This window comes from Psychrobacter sp. ANT206 (assembly GCF_056880555.1).
Genome location: NZ_CP096271.1, coordinates 961,368 through 982,911, shown reverse-complemented (window position 1 = coordinate 982,911; position 21,544 = coordinate 961,368). Strand labels below are relative to the sequence as shown.

Here is a 21,544-nt window from a genome sequence, read left to right as displayed (position 1 = left end):
TTATTTCTTTATAAAAGATAGATGATTGATGCCAAACACTGTTTTCAAAAAACTTCTTCATGTACTGCCAATGATGCTTATGGCGCTTATGACTGTTGGTATAAGTGCTTGCCAACCAACTGATAGCAATCAGACGGACACTGCTTCTACTGATTGGTCATGTCAATCACACAACACACCGTTTGCTTATAGCACTTGTCATATTCAGTCTGATTTGTTGACAGATAAGCGCTATTCATTAGCATTATTTTGGCAACAATCTGACAGTCGACAACCGCTACTGACTTTCGATAATCTCTTGAGCAGCCTGCCCTCGTCGCAATCTTTGAAGTTTGCCATGAATGCGGGCATGTACAATGAAAATTATGCACCTATTGGCTATACCGTCATCAAATCTGAAGAGATACGTGCATTAAACCTGAAAGAAGGCGGCGGCAATTTTCACCTCTTACCCAATGGCGTACTGTGGTGGGATAAGTCTAGCAAGGTACAAATTACTGAAAGTAATGCCTTAGCCGAGCAGCTAAAAAACGGCACTGCGCAGCCATTGTATGCTACCCAATCTGGTCCTATGCTGGTCATTAATGATGCTATCCATCCGCAGTTTGACCCTGATGGCACCTCAGCTAAAATTCGCAACGGTATAGGCGTGTGTAGCGATGGCAGTCTACAATTTGTCAATAGCGAAGCACCCGTGACCTTTTATCAGTTTGCCTCACTATTTAAAAACGAATTGAAGTGTCCAAATGCTTTATTTTTAGATGGCGGTATTGCATCCGCTTTATACGCACCCACGATAGATAAGCATGACAAAAAAGAGATGGGCGTGATGATTGGACTGGTTGAGTCAGCACAATAGACCATAGTATGGTTATTTACACTCCACCAATTCATCATCAGTAATACCATATCTACTAAAACTGCCTCTTTGTAAACTCACTGAGCCACATTAAGTATTTATTAATAAAAATGAAGGCACTATTATTCTTAATAATAGTGCCTTTTTTGTGCTTACTTAAACCTTATCATAATATCAGTAATTGGAAATAGCGATTCCAATAAGCTCGACTTACATCTTATTTACTTTTGTGCGCTTTGATAATCATTGGTTAACAATAATGCTCATTATAGAAGTATCGTTTACATAGATGCTATACAGGTAGCAGCTATGTGCTACAGACTACTCCAGCACCCTTAGGCTATATTACTTAGCAAGCAAGGCTTACTATATTTCTTAAGGGTAATGCCAATGCGAAGTATTAAAATAAGTATTAGAAATTTGAACAGCTATATAGTGATTGCTAGCAAGCCTTAATAGCTATCTAACAATCACTGATTTAGAGGACAAGCTAAGATTGGATGTCAAAAATGACCTTTATTTTAATGTCATTTAGATTGCAGGCTACTTATATCATTCTTCATAACTTAACAATAATAGTAAAAAGGATAATAGCTCATGGATAATATCAATCGTACAGTAGTAGTCAATGACAACGCTGACCCTATTACAGGTGAGCCAGGCTCACATCCAATAGGTACAGCTCTTGGTGGTACAGGCGGTGCAGCAGCAGGCGCAGCTATTGGCGCTATTGGTGGTCCATTAGGCATGCTGATTGGTGGTGCTATTGGTGCTATCGTTGGCGGTGTCGCAGGTAGCTCGGTTGGTGAGATGCTAGATCCAACAGTAGAATACGAATACTGGCAAGAAACTCATACCACGCGCCCTTATTATCATGAAGATTATGATTATGATACCGATTATCATCCAGCCTATGCAGTAGGTTATGCTACCCGTGCGCATTATCCAAATGCGACGCGTTTCGAAGAAGTTGAAGCTGAGCTTGAACAGCGCTGGTATGAGGTAAAAGGCGATTCACGCATGACTTGGCTACAAGCAAAAGACATGGTACGTGATGGCTGGGATAAGACCCATGCCCGTATGAATGGTGAAAACTATGAGCCAAAAGAGTACGTCCATTATGCAGGTCATAGAGAGCCTATTGAGCCGATCCATCATGGTGAAGATAAGCCGCATCCAGTAGCAACAGGTACTGGCGCGCTTAGTGGCGCAGCAGCAGGTGCAGCCGTAGGCACAGCAGTTGGAGGTCCAGTTGGCACCTTAGTAGGCGGTGCTGTTGGAGCAATCGCAGGTAGCAAAGTTGGACATGAAGCAGGCGAGATGGTCAATCCTACCGATAGCTTAGAAGCTCATGAGAAGCCGCATCCTATTGCTAGTGGTACTGGTGCACTGGGCGGTGCAGCAGCAGGCGCTGCTGTAGGTACGGCAGTTGGTGGTCCAGTCGGTACAGTAATCGGCGGCTTAGCAGGCGCAGTTGCTGGTGGTGCTGGTGGCCAAGAAGTTGGTGAAGCCATTAATCCTACTGATCAAAATGAAGTACAACGAGAAGCCAATCCTGTTAGTAGTGGTACAGGTATGGTCGGCGGTGCAGCAGCAGGTGCAGCTATCGGTGCAGTAGGTGGTCCAGTAGGTTCAGTCGTAGGCGGTGCCGTTGGTGCAGTCGTCGGTGCAACAGCTGGTAACGCTGTTGCCAATGCCTTTGAAGGCAATATGGAAGAAGACACTTACTGGCGTACTCAGCATGCGACGACTGACTACTATAACCCGCAATATGACTACGATACCGACTATCGTAATGCCTATGGTTATGGTTATGCACAGCGCAAGCAGTATGGTAAAGATCAAACGTTTGAGCTGGTAGAGCAAGACTTGCAGAGAGATTGGTTAAATTCACGTGGCAACTCACGCTTAGAATGGTCAGATGCTAGATTTGCCGTACGTGATGCGTGGAATCGTCCTATTATTTAATTATTAATGATGAGGCAATAATTGCTTGTCGTAAACAATTAAAATGTTATAAAAAAACAGCTTCTATTAAATAATAGAAGCTGTTTTTCTAGTCTGGTTTATATCATCTAAAAACTGACTGCAAAGCTAACATTCAATTACTCTAAAGCTAATATAATATTAGCGCGCCATATAATTGGTCATATCTTCCACGCCATGTAACGTCATCGGATACATCTTATTATCAAACAGTTTTTTAATCTCAACGATGGTTTGGGTATATTGCCAATAGGTTGGATTCTCAGGGTTTAGCCAAGCGACTTTATCAAAGTGCGCGAGAACCCTCTTTAACCAGACGATGCCTGCTTCATTATTCATATATTCAACGCTACCGCCTACCGTCATGAGCTCATAGGGTGACATCGACGCATCACCAACGAAGATAACACGATACTCTCGGCCATACTTATTAAGCAATTCAAACGTTGGCATCGGTGCGCTACGACGACGGTTATTGTCCTTCCAAACATAATCATACAGGCAGTTATGAAAGTAAAAAAACTCTAAGGTTTTGAATTCATTTTTCGCCGCAGAAAACAGTTTTTCGAGCGCTTCGACATGGATATCCATACTGCCGCCCACATCAAATAGCATCAGTACTTTGACACGGTTACGGCGCTCTGCTTGCATATGAATATCGAGCACACCTTTTTTTGCGGTACGTTTAATCGTCTCATGAATATCCAGCTCATCAGCACTGCCCGTCCGTGCAAACTGGCGCAGATTGCGTAGCGCCATCTGAATTTGACGAGTACCGAGCTGATTATCGTCATCGAGATTACGATATTTACGCTGCTCCCAGACTTTTGCCGCACTACGTTTGCGTGACTCACCGCCGACACGCACGCCCTCAGGATGGTCACCATAAGCGCCAAACGGTGAGGTGCCGCCCGTCCCTACCCATTTACTACCACCTTGATGACGCTCTTTTTGCTCTTTTAACCGCTCTTCCAACGCCTTCATCAACTCCTCAAGCGAGCCGTACTTTTTTAGCAGACGTCTCTGCTCATCGGTCAGGTTCTTTGGATCAAGCTTTAAATCGAGCCATTCTTTGGGCACATCTGTTAGCTTGGCCAACAGCTCATCCATGTCTAGACTATCGACGCCTTCGAAATAATCCGCCATGGCACGATCAAACTTATCAAAATGGCGCTCGTCTTTGACCATACATAGCCGAATCAGACGATACATGTCTTCACGACTGGCGAAAGTAGTCAATGCTAGATCTTCAGGGTGCGGCTGCATCATCAGCCCTTGCTCTAACGCAGCATTTAAATCGAGCAGCTCGCGGGTACTGACTGGCACGCCATAAGTACGCAAGGTGTAAAATAGTTTGATAAACATAAGAGTCGTATCACTTATTGGCTGATATTATTATCTGGTGATATTGCTGATATCATTAATTGATACAGTCATAGGCTAAGCGCTGGCATTGACTTTGATATCTGATGTTAAAATCAATGCAAGCTACAAATATTAACGACGCATCATATTAGCAAAACGCTGCAACAAACTCACATCGGCTTCGTTTTTCAGCAGGGCACCATATAGTGGCGGAATAGACTTTTCACCGCGCAAGTTTTCTTCTAACTCTGCTTGAGCCATATCATCCGCCAATAATAGCGTCAACCAATCGACCAACTCAGACGTTGATGGCGGCTTTTTGAGTCCTTGAACGTTACGTAATTTATAAAAAATATCCAGCGCGTCATTGACCAGCTTTTCTTGAATATTGGGAAAATGCACCTCAACAATTTGGCGCATGGTTTCCTCTTCAGGGAAATCAATATAGTGAAAGAAGCAACGACGCAAAAACGCATCCGGTAGCTCTTTTTCATTGTTTGAGGTGATAATAACCACGGGACGCTGCGCCGCTGTGATGGTTTCGCCCGTCTCATAAACATAAAAAGACATCTTATCAAGCTCGTGCAACAAGTCATTTGGGAATTCAATATCTGCTTTATCAATTTCATCAATCAATAATACACTACGCTGTTTGCTGGTAAAGGCATCCCACAATTTACCCGGCTTGATATAATTGCCAATCTCATAGACTTTATCGTCACCCATTTGCGAATCACGCAGACGCGATACCGCATCATACTCGTACAAACCCTGCTCTGCCTTAGTCGTCGACTTGATATGCCACGTAATCAGTGGCATACCTAAACTTTCAGCAACTTCTTCTGCTAGTAAAGTCTTGCCTGTACCCGGCTCACCTTTGATAAGTAGCGGTTTTTGTAGCGTCATTGCCGCATTGACTGCCAATTGCAAATCATCAGTAGCGATATAGCTTTGCGTACCCGTAAATTTGGTTTTTTTATCGGTCATAATACAATCTCATTTATTGTTATCGTTAAAAGGTTTTAAGAGCGTTAATAAATTGTCATTTAGATTAGCACAGCCTTATTGATTGCCAAAATACTCATGCGTTCGCAGATATTTATCATATAAAAAAAGACACGCATGGTGTCTTTTATAATCATTAGAAAAAATGCAGGAATCAGGAATCAACACTGTCAACTAGAAAGGAAATACTTTAAAAGGTCATAGCGTTAAAGCAATCGCATTCAGACTAATCATTATTTTTAGATACAGGCGTATCCTCTTTTAGATTAATTGCTGGATCAATATCTTTAACTGCCCCCACTTCATCAGATTCTGTCGCCAAATAATTGCCAGAAGCTAGCTGCATATTTGCTTGCGTGTCCTGTGCGGTACGACTGCGAGCTTTATCTAAGCTTGATTCAAAGGCGCCGCGAATCAGCTGCCAAACAAAACCAACAAATAAACCAACAAATAATACCACCATGATAGGCAGCATATTGGCAATCGCACCAGTCGTGTCCTTCATCATAATCGCATAGACCACGCTGATACTGGCAGGTGCAATCACACTTGGGTCACCCAGTGCTGTACCTGGTGCTAATAATACAGCAAACAGTATCATCCAACTCATGCCGCCTAATGGACGTGGTAATATGCGCGCGACCAGTAGCCAAAGTACTAACACGATAATGACACCACCAAGATAAGCATACATTGGTAAATCTGCTACCGGCACGTCTTTTACCAGCTGCCCCCACCAAATAGCAATCTCACCGAGAATATCGCTGATCGCTTCTAGTGGTAAGCTGTGTAAGATATTTTTTAACCAGTCCATGCGTGTTTTATTACCTGCGTTCGTAAATAGTGCGGGATAGTGATTATATTAATAAACTGCTAGTTTATCATGACTATTCACCAAAATGCATGACACTATAGATTTTGATATTTCGACATTTCATCTGTATCTATCCACTCTGTTCAAAAAAGCCAGCTAAAAAATTAGACTTGATAAAACGAGCTGCAAAATATCGATGTAAACCTTGTTAAAATATAATTTTATAACTATTACGTATTATAAATACTGTCTTGAGATTCGCGAGCACGCAATTCTGCTTGGCGGCGCATGACATCTTGTGGTGGTAATTGTACAAAATACCCTTGCGACGCTAGCTTTGCTAGCACCTCTTCTTTGTCCACTCTAGCAAGTGTAGGCGTTGTAGCCAAATCCAGATGCATGACAAACTTGCTACGACCTAAGCCTGCACGAAAGTCTTTGGGTAACACACCCAGCCAATCCTTGATCTCATCCGTATCATTCGGATAATCAGGACGGGCAATATAGATATACATATCATCATGTTTAAGGAATTTATAAATATCGCAATGCATAAAAACAACCTATCAGAAACTATCGTCATAGATTAGCATATTTCAGGCCATTATCAGTAGTGACTTTACGTTCAGATAAGGTAAAGCATCCCAAATACTATCGCAACTTAGCTTAAGAGAAAGTAAGGAGCATCTTCATATGAGCACTCTGTATCCCTTGTATGGTCAGGCATGATGCTCATAGATAAATTATATACTTTTAAATTCTTATAACAAATGCTTCAGCTTTATTTTTTATTGACGCTATGTAATTTTACAGAAACACATCTACTCTATTTTGCTGTCGTTCGGTGTATTGTCCGTATAAAAAAGCATGTTTGCTAAAATTATTCACTATAATTTATATGATGGGTTGTAAAAAAGCTGTGAACCTTTCATAATAAAAGCGTTTTTCAGGAGAGAGTCTTTAGCCTAATGTTAGTAATGCTCATATTAACGAGTTTGTACTGACAGCCGCTACATGACCACCGAAGGCGCATCCACCCTGCTAATCGCTCAGGTAAAAGGACTGAAAAACACATGTCATAACGGTTTATTTGCATCACGCTGATTGGCGTATTATTCTTCAAACCTTAGGCATAACAAATCTGGAGAGCGGTAAGGACGGACGACGTCTTACCCACCGAAGGGGAGAAAACGCGACATCATTGCTCTGTTGAAGAATTACGATGATGGATCGTGTTGAAAATCTCAGGTCACAGGACAGATAGGGCTTCCCTCTAAACTGACGTTAAGCGTTTGTTTGGCGGATAGTTTTATCTTATTTCTGTACTACCCTTGGTTGCAATGCTTGTACCCTGCAATATTGCTTCTCGCTACTATGATCATGTACATCAGCCCTAATACTTTTACTAAGTATAGCTAATGTCCACATAAGGATTTGTTATGACCGATACTCAAAATACTAACAGCCAAGCTCCTCAACGCACACCCCTTTATCAGTCTCATGTCGAGAGTGATGGCAAACTGGTGGATTTTTCTGGTTGGGAATTGCCAATCCATTATGGCTCACAAATCGAAGAGCACGAAGCGGTGCGTACCGATGCCGGTATGTTTGACGTCTCTCATATGGTTATTGTCGATATCAAAGGCACGGATGCCAAAGCATGGCTACAGAAGCTATTGGCTAACGATGTCGATAAACTAAAAACAGCTGGTAAAGCCCTTTATTCTCCTATGCTAAATGAAGAAGGCGGCATCATCGACGATTTAATCGTTTATCTATCAAATTCTGATGAAACTGAATACCGTATCGTCTCAAATGCTGGAACGCGAGATAAAGATATGGCACAGTTTGAAAAAGTAGCCAAAAACTTTGATGTTGTCTTAACTGAGCGCACAGAACTTGCGATGCTTGCCGTTCAAGGACCTAATGCGGTTGAAAAATTGGGAAAGATTAAACCCAGTTGGGCTGATACATTAGCTGCGCTTAAACCTTTTGTTGGTGCTGATTTAACAGACATCGAAGGTACAGATTGGTTCGTCGCTCGTACGGGCTACACCGGTGAAGATGGCGTCGAAGTCATTATGCATGGCGATGATGCGCCGGCGTTCTTTGAGCAATTAAAAGCCAATGGTATAAAGCCTGCCGGTCTTGGCGCTCGTGATACTTTGCGTATGGAAGCTGGCATGAACCTCTATGGTCATGATATGAATGAAGATGTTAGCCCTTATGAGTGCAACATGGGCTGGACACTGGCGCTAAAAGACGATCGTGACTTTATTGGTCGCGATGCTATGGTCAGTAAACGCAAACAGTCAAAAGATGACAATACTGCTATGAAGCAAGTGGGCTTATTAATGACTAGCCGTGGCGTATTACGTGAAGGTATGGAAGTGACCATTAATCAAGGCACTGATAAAGAGCAAAAAGGTATTATTACTAGTGGTACTTTCTCTCCTAGCCTCAAAAATTCTATCGCTATCGCCCGTGTTCCTGCTACCCTAGCAGAAGATGACAATGTGCAAATTGATCTGCGCGGTAAAGGTAAGTTCGTCGATGTACGCGTGCTTAAACTACCGTTTGTCCGTAATGGCAAGCAGCAGTTTGACTCGTAGGCAACAGAAAATTTATTATTAGCTTTCTTTTTTATTAATTAACCTCTATCACCTAGGAGAGAAACCATGAGTAATATCCCAGCAGAACTAAAATACATCGCCAGCCACGAGTGGTTACGCTTAGAAGACGACGGTACTATCACGGTTGGTATCACTGATCATGCTCAAGACCTATTGGGTGACGTAGTATTTGTTGAATTGCCAGATGTGGGTGACATCATCGCTGTTGATGACGAAATCTCTGTTGTTGAATCAGTAAAAGCCGCTTCTGACGTTTATGCACCTATTTCAGGTGAAGTGGTTGCGATCAATGAGGCCTTAGAAGATGATCCAGAAATCATCAACTCTGATCCATATGGTGAAGGTTGGTTCTTCAGAATGAAGCCTGACAATATTGCTGACTATGAAGCACTGCTAACGGCTGATGAGTACGAAAACGAGCTGTAATATCAGTCTTACGCTCTCTTAAAGGCAGCATTTAACTTTAGTATTGCTGCTTTTAATATTTTTATTGATAAGACAGTCTTTGATAAGATTGTCATTTATAAAATGTTTACTGATGAAAAGAAGCAACTCGACAGATACTGGCAAGCGCTGGTATCTGTGCGCTTTACTTTTAAGACAATAATGGCAAGACCGTGTTTTCAATGCAGTATTTTCAAGACAATCAGCACTCAATTTATGACGCCCAACTGCTATCTGATTTATTCATATTAATCACTCGTCAGACACTATTGAAGATATGCAATCGATAATGCAATCGATAATGCCTGAAGCTGATTACTCAGGCCTCAGCATGGACCCTACTATGAATGCTAATACTGGCAATGCAGACAGTCTTGCGACGCCTAGTGCCACCCCGCAGCTGGCAGCGTTTTGTGACGTGGTATCGTCACGCCGTTCAGTACGCCGATTTACAGATGCGCCGATACCTGCCGATGTGTTAGCAGACTGTCTGGATTTGGCGATGCTTGCACCAAACTCAAGCAATCTTCAGCCATGGGCGTTTTATGTGATTGATGATGCTGACAAGCGCAAGCTCGCGGTCGCAAACTGCATGGGTCAAAACGCAGCAGGAACCTCAGCGGCCTTAATCGCTGTCGTTGCTCGTACTGACGTTTGGCATGACCACGCCAAAAAAATCCTATCTGAATACCCTGATATGCCGGTGCCAAAAGCAGTCAAAGACTACTACGGCAAAGTCGTTGCCTTAGATTTTTTGCGTGGACCTGCTAACGTAGTATCAGTAGCTAAGGGGAGCGCCATTCAAGTAGTTGGACGAATAAAAGGTCCTATTAAGTCGCCTATCTATACCGCTGGAGATACCAAAAACTGGGCAACCAATAACACCGCCTTAGCGGCTGGAAACCTGATGCTTGCACTGCGTGCGCATGGCTTTGATAGCTGTCCGATGGGCGGTTTCGATGAGCCTGCGATGAAGCGCTTATTAAAGCTGAGTAATTCTGGTTCTATCGTTATGATGATTGGTGCTGGCGAGCGTGCTGATAATGGTGTCTACAATACCCAGCTCCGCTTTGCGCAAGATCAATTTGTACATTACGTATAACTATTTTTATTATAGCCATCTCCTTTATTCCTATATTTACCAAGGATCACCATGACTATCTCTCAAAACCCAACGCTTGATACGTTTGAAGGCTTGTTCAACGAAGCCGAATTTGTTTATCGTCATCTTGGCTCAAATGATGCCAAACAAGCTGACCTGCTCAGCGCTATTGGTTATAGCGACATGGCAACTTTTATCAATGATACCGTGCCTGAACCAGTACGTCTGCATAAAGAGTTAGATTTACCAGTGGCGATGAGTGAGCACGCAGCGCTTGCCAAATTGCGTACCATGGCAGATGACATCACTGTTAATAAGAGCTATATCGGTCAAGGTTACTCGCCTGTGCGTATGCCAGCAGTTATTCAGCGCAACGTCCTTGAAAATCCAGGTTGGTATACCGCTTACACGCCTTATCAAGCGGAAATCGCTCAAGGTCGCCTAGAAGCCTTGCTTAACTTCCAACAAGTTTGTATCGACCTGACTGGTCTTGAGCTTGCTGGTGCATCACTGCTTGATGAAGCAACGGCTGCTGCTGAAGCGATGGCAATGTCAAAGCGCGTAAGCAAAAGCAAGTCTATGCAGTTTTTCGTTGATGACCGCGTGTATCCGCAAACGCTAGATGTTATTAATACTCGTGCCAAATATTTTGGTTGGGAAGTGGTGGTTGGTGATTTTGAACTGGCTAAATCAGGCGACTATTTTGGTGCATTATTCCAATATGTCGGTGTTGAAGGCGATGTTAAAGACCTAACCGACGTTATCGCTGCCGTTAAGAAAAATAAAACTTATGTGAGCGTCGTGAGTGACATCATGAGCTTAGTATTATTAAAGTCACCAGCGGATATGGGCGCAGACGTGGCATTGGGTAGCACGCAGCGTTTTGGTATTCCAATGGGCTTTGGTGGTCCACATGCCGCCTACTTTGCGTTCTCTGATAAAGCCAAGCGCTCAGCACCTGGTCGTATCATCGGCGTCTCTAAAGACTCACAAGGCAATACTGCCCTACGTATGGCGCTACAGACTCGTGAGCAGCATATCCGCCGTGAAAAAGCCAACTCAAACATCTGTACCTCACAAGTACTATTGGCAAACCTAGCTGGTATGTATGCAGTTTATCATGGTCCAGGTGGTGTAAAGCGTATCGCTACTCGTATCCATGCATTTGCGACTGCCTTCGCTGACGTCATCAAAAACGCCAACGATAGTAATTTAAATGTGGTCCATGATCAATTCTTTGATAGCGTTGTGGTTGATTGTGGCTCAGAAAAATTTGCTAGCCAAATCTTTCAAAATGCTGACAATGTTGGTTATAACTTATGGCGTCTTGGTGAGACCAAATTAAGCGTTGCGTTCAGTGAAACCAGCGATCAGAAAGACTTTAATGTCCTAACTCAGCTGTTCGTTACTAAAGCACATGACCTACCAGAAGACGCTCGTGTCTCTCTTGATAGTGCTCATTTGCGTACTGATGCTATCTTATCGCATCCAGTATTTAACTCGCATCATACCGAGCATGAAATGCTGCGCTATTTAAAATCGCTTGAAGATAAAGATTTGGCGATGAACCGCAGCATGATTTCACTTGGTAGCTGTACCATGAAATTGAATGCCACCAGTGAGATGCTACCGATCACTTGGCCTGAATTTGCCAATGTGCATCCTTTTGCACCGCGTGACCAAGTCACAGGCTACGTTGCCATGATTGATAGCTTGCAAGAGCAATTAAAAGCCATTACCGGCTTTGATGATGTCTCTATGCAGCCAAACTCTGGCGCTTCAGGTGAATATGCAGGCTTGCTAGCGATTCGCCGTTATCATGAATCACTTGGTGAGACTGACCGTGATGTTTGCTTGATCCCTATGTCAGCGCATGGTACTAACCCTGCGACTGCTATGATGATGGGCATGAAAGTGGTTGTGGTCAAAACTGACGACAATGGTAACGTTGATATCGATGACCTAACTGCCAAATCTGAAGAACATAGCGCGCGTCTAGGTGCATTGATGATCACCTACCCATCGACGCATGGTGTGTTTGAAGAAGGTATCCGTAAAATCTGTGACCTCATCCATAAACATGGCGGTCAAGTTTATATGGATGGCGCTAATATGAATGCGCAGGTTGGCATGATGCAGCCAGCTGACGTTGGTGCTGATGTACTGCACATGAACTTGCATAAAACCTTCTGTATCCCACATGGCGGCGGTGGTCCTGGTATGGGTCCTATCGGTATGAAGGCACATCTGGCGCCATTTATGGCCAACCATACTTTAAGCCCTGTGCACAATGCACAAAAAGACTGCTCAGCAGTATCAGCAGCCCCTTATGGCTCAGCGAGCATTTTGCCTATTTCATGGATGTACATTGCCATGATGGGACGCGATGGTTTATTAAAAGCGACCGAGCTTGCGCTACTGAATGCCAACTATGTTGCCGCTGAATTAAAAGACCATTACCCTGTGCTATATACGGGTAAAAACGGCCGCGTTGCTCACGAATGTATCATCGATATTCGTCCTTTAAAAGAAGAGACGGGCATCAGTGAAAGCGATATCGCGAAACGCTTGATGGATTATGGTTTCCACTCACCAACCATGAGTTTCCCAGTATCAGGCACCTTGATGATTGAGCCGACAGAATCAGAGTCAAAAGAAGAGCTTGATCGCTTTGTTAGTGCTCTAAAATCTATTAAAGCGGAAGCGCTGAAAGCCAAAGCGGGCGAAGACAACTGGACGTTAGAGAACAATCCATTGGTCAATGCCCCGCATACAGCTGCGATGGTAATTGACGGCGAATGGACCTATCCATACAGCCGTGAGACAGCAGCATTCCCACTGCCTTATATCCGCACTAATAAATTCTGGCCAAGTGTGGCACGTGTCGATGACGCCTATGGTGACAAAAACCTCATGTGTTCTTGCCCAAGTATCGAAAACTATATGTAATCCCAGTTTTATATAGTCCTAGCTTTTGATACTTTATAAAAGATAAAAATAAACCTCCAAGTCAGCAGCTGATTTGGAGGTTTTTATTTTACTAATAACATTTAGCGCTATAATAAAATGGCTATTAATCTATTCATATCATCCACTTGGTTAGAATCACATATGCAGAAAAACAATCTTGTCATTCTTATCCATGGTCTGCACCAAACGGCTTGGATTATGCGACCACTTGCCAAACGCTTACAAGCAGCAGGATTTAAAACTCATCAATTTGGATATCGTAGTATGCGCGATGGTATTCAAACCAATAGTCAGCGGCTTAATAAGTGGCTTAAAGAAAATCATCATCCTGATGAGCTGATACATTTGGTCGGTCATAGCTTGGGCGGTTTGATTATTCGTGATTTTGTTACTCAGTACCCTAAGTGGCAAATTGGTCGTTGCGTGACCCTTGGGACACCGCATATGGGCAGTATTTGTGCGGATTATATTTGGCGACTGAGCCCTGCTATCGTTGGGCAATCCTATATCGATGCATTAGATGGCACAGTTGCGCCGTTACCTGAGCATATCACCCTTGGCGTGATTGCTGGGAATCGTCCATACGGTTTGGGTCAAATATTCCTGCAATATCATAATCGTAAATTACGCCGAACAGACAACCCGTTGCTTGATGAACATCTGGTGCATGATGGCACCGTCTATTTAAAAGAGACCAAACTTGAAGCAGCGGCTGACCATTTAATCCTGCCTGTATCGCATACCGGCATGTTGATTGATACTAACGTTGCCAAGCAGACAGGATATTTTTTACAGTATGGTCAATTTGAACGCAGATAAGTGTCAGGCGTTAAACCCTATACATTGATACCCATGCCTTGCTGTAGCTCGGTTTTATGCGCTTCGATAACGGGAATAAAGGTGTGCATTACCCAATCATGACGCCAGCCTTTCAACCCTTGCGGCAACTCGCTGATATCTTTATCAAAAGCAATCACTTCATATAATTGCCCAAGCCATTTTTTACGCATCAAGACATTGGCGGGTACGCCGGTAGCTTTTGCTTGATCATCTATCGTTTTTTGTACCGCTTTTGAGAGTACTTTATTCTTTGAGCGATACGGCGGCAATAGAGAATCTGGATATTCTGCAGGATGCAGATTTTTTGCTTCCTTTATCACTTTGAGTAATTCTTCACCATACAGTCGCAACATACTGCGATGTATCGTTGTCTTATGCGCAAGCTCACGCATCGTGTTTGGTTTTTCAGTGATAATCTCACGCACCGCTTGTTTTTTTATGACAAAAGTACGGGGCTGATTGGTTGAGCGCGCCAGCTCTTCACGCCATGTGGCTACCGCCTGCAATATTGCCATTTGCTCAGAGGTATAGCGATAATCTGCCATGGTTAGATACATCTGCTCGTCTGCAACATTTTGAGCATCATATAAGTCGTTGGCGTAAAGCTGACAGTCTTCCCAGACATACTCATAGAGACCTTGAGATTTTAGGGCGTATTCAAGACTCAAATATAACGCAGGTAAAAAGCGCACGTCATCAATCGCATACTGCTCTTGCTCATCTGATAATGGACGCTGTAACCAATCTGACTGGCTTTGTTCCTTATCAATATGCATATCGAGCTGCTCATCAAGCGCTTGCTGATAGCCCATCTGTAATTGACCTGTTAGGTAGGACAAGGCAATTTGCGTATCAAAAATATTGGTCAGCGGCGGGCAGCCGGACAATAGATAAAATATACCTAAATCTTCACCACAAGCATGCCAGATAGCCACATCAACTTTCATAAGTGCTTGCCATAGCTCACTCAGTTGTAACTGCGGCGCATCTAATAAATATACATGATTGCCAGTATTCAGCTGTATCAGTGCTAAGCGTGGATAATAGGTATCGCGCTTGATAAACTCGGTATCTAATGCCACACGCCCGCAAGTGGCCAATGCATCAATCACTTCATCCAACTGGCTTTGCTTACGCACCCAAGTGACGGCAACCTCATCAGCAATATCTAATAATGCGTCAATATCCGGCTCTACTGGCAGGTCTACTAATTTGGCTGGATTGACTGAATGGTGTACTTCGTCAGCCGAAAATGTATTTTGAAGGTTTGATTCGGTTGGAGCAGTGTTAGACACGGGCAGATACCTGCATTGATAAGAGAGAATAAAACGCTAAAGCACGTCTTAATAAAATTAAAAGAGAAAGCGATAAAATAATATAAGCAATTATAACCACATCATTGAATAAAATGCGCAAGATTTTAATCTGATAAAGATAAGAAGGCTATAAAAAGGAGCGATTTTGCATCGCTTGTCCAAGGGTCATGCTGTCAAGATATTCAAGCTCGCCGCCCATCGGTACTCCTTGCGCCAGACGCGTGACTTTATTGACATGACGACTGACTGCTTCACTGATAAAGTGAGCGGTCGTTTGCCCTTCAACCGTCGTACCGGTTGCCAATATCAGCTCTTCAACAGGCTCTTGCTTGACGCGCCAGACCAGTTGCTCAATATTTAAATCATCAGCGCTAATACCATCAATCGGTGATAAGTGACCACCTAAAACAAAATAACGCCCGCGATAGCCTGCCGTCTGCTCTATCGCCATCACGTCAGCTGCAGTCTCGACCACGCATAGCAATGCATCATCACGCCTAGGATCTTGGCATAATGGGCAAACAGCCTCATCGCTAAAGCTATGGCAGCGCTGACACTCGACGATATCACGCATCGCCTCATCAAGCGCTTGAGCAAGTGCCATGCCTTGTGGGCGTTTTTTGGTGAGCAGATGCAGCGCCATACGTTGAGCGCTTTTTTGACCAACGCCCGGCAAGATACGCAACTGTTTGACCAGCTGATCAAATTTGGCTGTCAGCAAAGTGATGTCCTTTGTTTATAAATCATAGCTATGAAAATGGGGTCGTATCATGTCGATAACAACCCCATTTTCCTTTAATATGTCGCCTTTAGCGTTTAAGAACCAGCTACTTAGAACATACCTTGCATACCTGGTGGCAAGCCCATACCTGAGGTCGCGCCCGCCATGGTTTCTTCATATAGCGCATCTGCTTGGCGCACTGCATCATTGATAGCAGCAGCGATAAGATCTTCGATCATATCTGGCTCATCTTCTAATAAGCTCGGATCAATGGTCAAGCGCTTAACCACATGACGACCCGTCATGGTTACTTTTACCAGACCACTGCCCGCTTCTGCATGCACTTCTTTATTGCCAAGCTCTTTTTTAGCATTTTCGACGTTTGCTTCGACTTTCTTTTGCATGGTTTGTGCTTGTTGCATCAATGCTTGAATATTCATAGTTGCCTCTTGGTTTTTTAATAATAAATAATGGGGGTTTTGATAATAAAAAATAAAATACTAATAGCAATTATACCGTTATCTTTACAAACTGTCTAAACCACGCGCCAAATCTTTGATGATATCTTCCACATCTTCTAGACCGACCGACAGACGAATCAGACCGTCTTTTACGCCTGCTTCTGCGCGCTCTTGGGCGCTCAAACGAAAATGGGTCGTTGTTGCAGGATGGGTAATCGTGGTTTTGGCATCACCCAAATTATTGGTGATAGAGACCATTTGAGTTGAATCAATGACATGCCATGCGGCAGATTTTGAATCACGCGTCTCTGATGGCTGCACTTCAAAACCCATAATTGCCCCATATCCGTCTTTCATATGATGCTGACGTTTGGTCAACTCATGCGATGGATGGTCGCTCAAGCCTGAAAAGTGTACGGTGCTGACATTGGGATGATTAACCAAAAACTCTGCCACTTGATTGGCATTACTACAATGCGCTTGCATACGTAATTTAAGCGTTTCAAGTCCCTTGGTAAACACCCAAGCATTAAACGGACTCATGCTGATGCCGCCTGAACGTATGACGGTAAACGCTTCTTGCATCAACTTATCGCTACCGACTAACGCGCCACCAAGTACTCGACCCTGACCGTCTAAGTATTTGGTTGCAGAATGAATCACCACATCGGCACCCAAATCAAGCGGACGTTGCAAAGCTGGGGTGGCAAAACAGTTGTCAACGACCAAGAGTATATCATTGGCTTTACATAGCTGGCTTAAAAAGCCAATATCACAAATCTGTGCCAATGGATTACTAGGGCTTTCGCAATAAATCACCTTGGTATTTGGTTGAACAGCATTTGCCCATGCGTCATTGTCGAAACAATCAACGTAACTGACTTCCACACCAAACTTTGCCATATAGTTATTAAACAAACCAATAGAGGAGCCAAATAGCTGATTAGCAGCAAGTAAATGGTCACCGGCTTTTAAGTACGCCAAGCACATGGTCAAAATCGCACCCATGCCAGAGGCTGTTGCGACTGCACGCTCACCATTTTCAAGTGCTGCTAAACGGCGCTCAAAGGTACGTACGCTTGGATTGGTATGACGTGAGTAGACATTGCCCGTTTTAGTGCCATCAAAATGACCTGCAGCATCAGCTGCTGAGCTATATACATAGGAGCTGGTCGTAAAAATAGCTTCTGAATGTTCGCCCTCATCGGTACGATGCTGACCTGCACGTACTGCAATGGTTTGCATACCATAATCGAGTTCTAAATCCAGTGCATCATTGCACCAGTTTGCATCCAAGCCGTTTATATTGTCTTTATTTTGCGGTTGACTCATAAAGTTTCCATTGCCTTGATTGTTATTTACAATAGCGTTTATTTTTGATTATAAACATCACGCATTCGCGTTATCATATCATGATAAATTATTCCAAGCAGTAGCTTCAAAGCAGCAGTTTTCAGCACTGACTGTCTATTATTTTGCCTAACGTATCACTTATTAGAAATAAGAAGCAAAAATTGTGCTACCTAGATCCAATAAGAACAATATCTAATACAGGCAATATTTTATAAAAGTAACGTATTTATAATAGGCACAGATGCCGACACCTGATAAGCTTAGCGGCGATTTAAACTTTGCCTTAGGCGATATTATCATATGCCTTATAATCAGTGTTATTATCTGCAAAACCACCAAGAAATCCATACATATTTTTTGGCAACTTCTCCATTATATAAAGGCTCACTAAGGTAATTTATTTATGTCGATGTTCAGTATAGAACCCAGCAACTTATCGTTGAGCCTGACACTCGGTCTCACCTTAGGTCTTAGTGGATGCCAAAGCTTACCCAAGCAGCCGCACTTGCCTGAAAGCCAAGCACTATCTGCACGGGTCAATGCTTTATACCAATCGGACATCAGCAAACAAGCTGAAATAGAAAAAGACGCCCAAAAAGAGGGCGATCCTATAAATACTACGACTGTTAGCACAGACCTTGCTATCCCAAACACGGATAGTCTTGATTTGGTTGCTGCCATCAGTCAACAGAGTGAGATTCACCCTGATTTATCAGGCTATCATCCAATTGTGACGGGCGCCAATGCTTTTGCCTCACGCAGTATATTGACAGGTATGGCAACGCGCAATATCGATGCCCAGTACTATATCTGGCACGATGATCAAGCCGGTCAGCTGATGCTCAAAGACTTATGGGATGCGGCAGAGCGCGGCGTGATCGTACGTTTACTGCTCGATGATTTTAATAATAATGCTAAATTTGATCAGCATTTACTGCGTTTTGCCAGTCACCCTAATATTGCGGTGCGTATTATCAATCCACTAATGCATCGTAAATTTCAGACTTTAAATTTTGTCACCGGTCTGCCACGTATCAATAGACGCATGCACAATAAAAGCATGATTTTTGATAAGCAAATCACCATCATTGGTGGTCGTAATATCGGTGATGAATACCTAAGCAATGATAAAAGCAGTCAGTTCGCAGATTTGGATGTACTATTGATTGGTAAAGTGGTGGCAGATATTGATAATAGCTTTGCCAGCTACTGGTCAGCACCAATATCATTCGATATTCAAACCTTAGCGACCCTTGATAAAGGAGAGACGACTGACTTCGTACAAGGGCTCGATAAGTTAAAAGCCGATGAGAAAAGTAGTAGCAGTGGCAGCTTATCAGTGTATAAAGCAGCCATAGAAGACTCCTCTATCGATACGGATTTGATTAATAAACGAGTGCCGTTTCGCTGGACGGACATGCAATTCTTAAGTGATGACGTCGGTAAATTGACTAAAACTGTGCCAGCAGACACCAATTTGGTGCATCAGCTGCGCACTTTGCTCGGTAGTCCATCAAAAAAATTGACTATTATCTCCTCCTACTTTGTACCGACCAAAGACGGTGTTAATACGTTGGTCGCATTAGCAGAATCTGGTATCGAAATCAAAATTCTCACCAATTCATTTGATGCAACCGACGTAACAGCGGTACATTCTGGCTATAGCCAATGGCGTCCTAGTTTACTGCGCGCGGGAGTCAAGATTTATGAGCTAAAATCAACCGCTTCTGAAGAAAAGCGCGAAAACAAACTTTGGAAAGCGCGTAGCCAATCTTCAACCAGTTTACATGCAAAAGCTTTCGCCGTTGATGACTATCAAGTATTCATTGGCTCATATAATGTTGACCCGCGCTCGGCTAATATCAATACTGAGATGGGCGTGATTATCAATGATGATGAGCTTGCGACTCAGTTGCATGGTGCATTGAGCGATGACTTACTAAACCAAGCGTATGAAGTGAAGTTACTAGAAAACGGTGATTTACAATGGCATACCATGGAAAAAGATAAGAAAGTCATTTATGATTCAGAGCCGCGCGTCGATGTCAGTGACCATGTTTGGCTAACCATCATGTCATGGTTACCTATTGATTGGCTGTTATAGTTGGCTCAATATAAAAGAAACAGAAATTGAATGCTTTTGGCTTAATTCTGTTTCATATAACCATATTTGACATAAACGTCTTTATTTTGACGATAAATCATTAGCAATGATGATTTATCGTTTTTTATTATAGGCAGTTATTTAGATAATGACTGCCTTAACGAATACCTTAATGTCTGGATGCGTGACCTAATATGCCTTCTCGTTCTCAATATGCACTTATGTCTTCTAAAGATAAAAATACGGTACTGTTTACTTGCTATAGCAGTGCAATAGCGTTTTTCGACTTTTTAATATACCTATATCTTGCAGATATGTTGGCAGCGACTTTATTTCCTGTTAGCTCAGATCCCAATCTTATGAAGATACAGGGGCTGTCATTATTTGCAATTGGTTATGTGGCACGCCCAATTGGCGGTGTTATCTTTGGACGTTATGGCGATATAAAAGGTCGTAAACCGTTATTACTAATCAGTATCTTGATTACGGCAGCAAGCTTATTGGCGATGGGATGTTTGCCTACTTATGCACAATGGGGTTTGGCAGCGCCTGCATTGTTTATCGTCTTGCGAATCATACATGGCATGGCCTATGGTCTTTATGTGCCACTCTCTTGGGTGTTCGTTGCAGAGCACGTGCCGCGCCAATATCTGTCAGTAGGCTGTAGCTATGTGACTGCCAGTTTTTTTGTGGGCGTTTTATTTTCTAATGGTTTTTTTCTTTGGTTAAGCAGTACATTGACCACTGAGCAATTGGCAGATTATGGCTGGCGTTTGCCTTTCTTTATAGCGGCTATCCTGACGGTTTTACCGCTCCTTGCCTGGCGATGGATAGAAGAAACTCCGTTTTTCACTCAGATGAAAAAATCAAGACCTAGTGATTATGTTGCTAAGCCTTTTACGACCCTATTTAAGCATTGCAAGCATGCTATCTTTATAGGTCTGGTTCTCACTTTAATTGTCTCAAGTATCACCACAGTTGTGGTTATTTTATTGCCTGATTTGATTGAATTACGCTTTACGCTCGATACTGACTTGTTTGGATTCTCACACAGTCTTGGCATCGTTTTTATGATTTTTGGCTGTATTTTTTATGGCATCATCTCTAACCACCAAAACTTTGGCAAAATTTTGGCGATAGGCTCTATTATCTTAATCGCTCAAATGCTTGCTTTCTTCTATCACTTAGAGGCAAGTGGCGATTATATCCTTATTATGTATGCACTTTTAGGCTTTTGTGCCGGTGTTATCGGCATGATACCTGCCATCTTGATTCAGCTTTTTCCTACCAATGTGCGGCTCACCGGAATGGCTTTTTGCTACAATGTCACTTATGGTATCGTTGGGGTGCTAGTACCATTTGGACTTGGCTATGCTACTTTATATGTGAGCTTTTCACCCGCACTCTATATCACTTTCATCGGTTTTATTGCCATCATCATGGGCATTTATTTTTATAATCTGCCTGAATTCAAAAAAATCGATCAGGTCATATAATGATATTTTATCCAAATAGGCTGATCTTTTATCAGCCTATTGATTATAGACTCACAAGCCATTGCAAGTGATACA

General features: G+C 43.0%; 16 protein-coding genes, 2 pseudogenes and 2 riboswitches. Of the genes and pseudogenes, 10 read left to right on the top strand and 8 right to left on the bottom strand.

The features are described from left to right. The first annotated feature begins 28 nt into the window (after positions 1–28). The 3 genes and pseudogenes from M0221_RS04235 to M0221_RS04225 all read left to right on the top strand — a co-directional run. Entirely contained in the window at positions 29–859 is an 831-nt protein-coding gene (locus M0221_RS04235; protein ID WP_483284446.1) for a phosphodiester glycosidase family protein, read from the top strand. Between the two features lie 597 nt (positions 860–1,456). Continuing rightward, a pseudogene (locus M0221_RS04230) lies at positions 1,457–1,927 on the top strand (glycine zipper domain-containing protein); the annotation flags it as partial. Between the two features lie 90 nt (positions 1,928–2,017). After that, positions 2,018–2,197 (top strand): annotated as a pseudogene (locus M0221_RS04225) (glycine zipper domain-containing protein); the annotation flags it as partial. A gap of 789 nt (positions 2,198–2,986) precedes the next feature. Here the strand turns inward: M0221_RS04225 and M0221_RS04220 are convergent. The 4 genes from M0221_RS04220 to M0221_RS04205 all read right to left on the bottom strand — a co-directional run bounded on the left by M0221_RS04220 (position 2,987) and on the right by M0221_RS04205 (position 6,583). Continuing rightward, positions 2,987–4,210 carry a vWA domain-containing protein gene (locus tag M0221_RS04220; RefSeq protein WP_483284445.1) on the bottom strand — a complete coding sequence of 408 codons (1,224 nt, stop codon included), beginning with the start codon at positions 4,208–4,210 and terminating at the stop codon, positions 2,987–2,989. Positions 4,211–4,342: 132 nt separating this feature from the next. Further along, positions 4,343–5,197: an AAA family ATPase gene (locus tag M0221_RS04215; protein ID WP_483284444.1), complete on the bottom strand. Its 855-nt coding sequence runs from the start codon at positions 5,195–5,197 to the stop codon at positions 4,343–4,345. 244 nt (positions 5,198–5,441) lie between these two features. Next, the gene (locus M0221_RS04210) at positions 5,442–6,029 is read right to left on the bottom strand and encodes a hypothetical protein (RefSeq protein WP_483284443.1); all 588 of its coding nucleotides are present in this window, start codon (positions 6,027–6,029) and stop codon (positions 5,442–5,444) included. A 230-nt stretch (positions 6,030–6,259) separates the two neighbouring features. Further along, complete coding sequence (locus M0221_RS04205; RefSeq protein ID WP_011513153.1) at positions 6,260–6,583, bottom strand: YcgL domain-containing protein; 324 nt, start codon at positions 6,581–6,583, stop codon at positions 6,260–6,262. Between the two features lie 383 nt (positions 6,584–6,966). Next, a riboswitch (glycine riboswitch) is annotated at positions 6,967–7,104 on the top strand. Positions 7,105–7,160: 56 nt separating this feature from the next. Continuing rightward, positions 7,161–7,299, top strand: a riboswitch (glycine riboswitch). Between the two features lie 169 nt (positions 7,300–7,468). On the opposite strand from M0221_RS04205, the gene gcvT reads away from it, so the two are divergent. From gcvT to M0221_RS04180, 5 genes are all read left to right on the top strand, one after another. Next, a complete protein-coding gene (gene gcvT / locus M0221_RS04200; RefSeq protein ID WP_483284442.1) occupies positions 7,469–8,641 on the top strand; it encodes a glycine cleavage system aminomethyltransferase GcvT in 1,173 nt (390 codons plus the stop codon). A 66-nt stretch (positions 8,642–8,707) separates the two neighbouring features. After that, the gene (gene gcvH / locus M0221_RS04195) at positions 8,708–9,088 is read left to right on the top strand and encodes a glycine cleavage system protein GcvH (protein ID WP_011280078.1); all 381 of its coding nucleotides are present in this window, start codon (positions 8,708–8,710) and stop codon (positions 9,086–9,088) included. 361 nt (positions 9,089–9,449) lie between these two features. Beyond that, entirely contained in the window at positions 9,450–10,208 is a 759-nt protein-coding gene (locus M0221_RS04190) for a nitroreductase family protein (RefSeq protein ID WP_483284441.1), read from the top strand. 51 nt (positions 10,209–10,259) lie between these two features. After that, positions 10,260–13,157: an aminomethyl-transferring glycine dehydrogenase gene (gene gcvP / locus M0221_RS04185; protein WP_483284440.1), complete on the top strand. Its 2,898-nt coding sequence runs from the start codon at positions 10,260–10,262 to the stop codon at positions 13,155–13,157. 162 nt (positions 13,158–13,319) lie between these two features. Continuing rightward, entirely contained in the window at positions 13,320–13,997 is a 678-nt protein-coding gene (locus M0221_RS04180) for an esterase/lipase family protein (protein WP_483284439.1), read from the top strand. A gap of 17 nt (positions 13,998–14,014) precedes the next feature. Here M0221_RS04180 and M0221_RS04175 read toward each other — a convergent pair whose 3' ends face one another. The 4 genes from M0221_RS04175 to M0221_RS04160 all read right to left on the bottom strand — a co-directional run bounded on the left by M0221_RS04175 (position 14,015) and on the right by M0221_RS04160 (position 17,848). After that, entirely contained in the window at positions 14,015–15,313 is a 1,299-nt protein-coding gene (locus tag M0221_RS04175; RefSeq protein ID WP_483284438.1) for a ribonuclease D, read from the bottom strand. Positions 15,314–15,461: 148 nt separating this feature from the next. Next, positions 15,462–16,055 (bottom strand): recombination mediator RecR, encoded by a 594-nt coding sequence (gene recR, locus M0221_RS04170; protein ID WP_020443082.1) that lies wholly within the window; start codon positions 16,053–16,055, stop codon positions 15,462–15,464. Between the two features lie 110 nt (positions 16,056–16,165). After that, positions 16,166–16,495, bottom strand: coding sequence for a YbaB/EbfC family nucleoid-associated protein (locus tag M0221_RS04165; protein WP_011513146.1), 330 nt, complete (start codon positions 16,493–16,495; stop codon positions 16,166–16,168). 84 nt (positions 16,496–16,579) lie between these two features. Beyond that, positions 16,580–17,848, bottom strand: coding sequence for an O-succinylhomoserine sulfhydrylase (locus M0221_RS04160; protein ID WP_483284437.1), 1,269 nt, complete (start codon positions 17,846–17,848; stop codon positions 16,580–16,582). Positions 17,849–18,272: 424 nt separating this feature from the next. Between M0221_RS04160 and M0221_RS04155 the strand changes: the two genes are divergently transcribed. Both M0221_RS04155 and M0221_RS04150 read left to right on the top strand, forming a co-directional pair. Then, positions 18,273–19,973, top strand: coding sequence for a phospholipase D-like domain-containing protein (locus M0221_RS04155; protein WP_483284436.1), 1,701 nt, complete (start codon positions 18,273–18,275; stop codon positions 19,971–19,973). 194 nt (positions 19,974–20,167) lie between these two features. Further along, positions 20,168–21,469 carry an MFS transporter gene (locus M0221_RS04150; protein ID WP_133105312.1) on the top strand — a complete coding sequence of 434 codons (1,302 nt, stop codon included), beginning with the start codon at positions 20,168–20,170 and terminating at the stop codon, positions 21,467–21,469. Positions 21,470–21,544 lie beyond the last annotated feature (75 nt).

What these genes read in the sequence shown, in the direction of transcription:
- M0221_RS04180 (WP_483284439.1), top strand. Translation starts at nt 13,320, where the DNA reads ATGCAGAAAAACAATCTTGTCATTCTTATCCATGGTCTGCACCAAACG.
- M0221_RS04210 (WP_483284443.1), bottom strand. Translation starts at nt 6,029, where the DNA reads ATGGACTGGTTAAAAAATATCTTACACAGCTTACCACTAGAAGCGATC.
- M0221_RS04235 (WP_483284446.1), top strand. Translation starts at nt 29, where the DNA reads ATGCCAAACACTGTTTTCAAAAAACTTCTTCATGTACTGCCAATGATG.
- M0221_RS04220 (WP_483284445.1), bottom strand. Translation starts at nt 4,210, where the DNA reads ATGTTTATCAAACTATTTTACACCTTGCGTACTTATGGCGTGCCAGTC.
- M0221_RS04215 (WP_483284444.1), bottom strand. Translation starts at nt 5,197, where the DNA reads ATGACCGATAAAAAAACCAAATTTACGGGTACGCAAAGCTATATCGCT.
- M0221_RS04160 (WP_483284437.1), bottom strand. Translation starts at nt 17,848, where the DNA reads ATGAGTCAACCGCAAAATAAAGACAATATAAACGGCTTGGATGCAAAC.
- gcvH (WP_011280078.1), top strand. Translation starts at nt 8,708, where the DNA reads ATGAGTAATATCCCAGCAGAACTAAAATACATCGCCAGCCACGAGTGG.
- gcvP (WP_483284440.1), top strand. Translation starts at nt 10,260, where the DNA reads ATGACTATCTCTCAAAACCCAACGCTTGATACGTTTGAAGGCTTGTTC.
- gcvT (WP_483284442.1), top strand. Translation starts at nt 7,469, where the DNA reads ATGACCGATACTCAAAATACTAACAGCCAAGCTCCTCAACGCACACCC.
- M0221_RS04150 (WP_133105312.1), top strand. Translation starts at nt 20,168, where the DNA reads ATGCCTTCTCGTTCTCAATATGCACTTATGTCTTCTAAAGATAAAAAT.
- M0221_RS04205 (WP_011513153.1), bottom strand. Translation starts at nt 6,583, where the DNA reads ATGCATTGCGATATTTATAAATTCCTTAAACATGATGATATGTATATC.
- M0221_RS04190 (WP_483284441.1), top strand. Translation starts at nt 9,450, where the DNA reads ATGAATGCTAATACTGGCAATGCAGACAGTCTTGCGACGCCTAGTGCC.
- M0221_RS04165 (WP_011513146.1), bottom strand. Translation starts at nt 16,495, where the DNA reads ATGAATATTCAAGCATTGATGCAACAAGCACAAACCATGCAAAAGAAA.
- M0221_RS04155 (WP_483284436.1), top strand. Translation starts at nt 18,273, where the DNA reads ATGTCGATGTTCAGTATAGAACCCAGCAACTTATCGTTGAGCCTGACA.